This is a genomic window from Paenibacillus sp. MAEPY2 (assembly GCF_000499205.1).
In the GTDB taxonomy this organism is placed as follows: Bacteria; Bacillota; Bacilli; order Paenibacillales; family Paenibacillaceae; genus Paenibacillus; species Paenibacillus vandeheii.
The window spans coordinates 1-386 of the sequence record NZ_AWUK01000127.1 but is presented as its reverse complement, the minus strand read 5'-3'; the positions used below and the strand labels follow the sequence as shown (position 1 = coordinate 386).

Below are 386 nucleotides of genomic sequence, written 5' to 3'. Positions count from 1 at the left end.
GAATAATCATTTACTTTATAGTAGGATGACAAAGCCATTATGCTAACATCTGAATTAGGTAACTGCTGAACAACCGCTGCCGCTGGTGTAGATGATGGAATGATATCGGTATCTTGAGCTGCAAAAGCTCCGGAAGCTGGAAGTAATGTTGTGGCCAATAGGGAAGCTGCAATGAATTTTTTCAACATTTGAAATTCTCCTTTTTAATTAGGATTAGAATACTTTACTTTTCGAGTATTAATAATCTCTAGTTGTGGTCAAAAAGGAATTTCTTCTAACATAGTGAAAGTGAGATTTTATTAAATATAACTGTAACTTTATATAAAACTCCTTTCTATGTACTATTCCCTGTATATGTACCAGTGAACAGGTATAATATACCATAT

1 protein-coding gene is annotated in these 386 nt (G+C 33.2%); it reads right to left on the bottom strand.

Translation table 11 applies throughout. The annotated features are described in order from the left end of the window. The coding region (locus P364_RS35955; protein ID WP_036695385.1) for a hypothetical protein at nt 1-188 on the bottom strand (188 nt) is incomplete at its 3' end. Between the last annotated feature and the right edge of the window lie 198 nt (nt 189-386).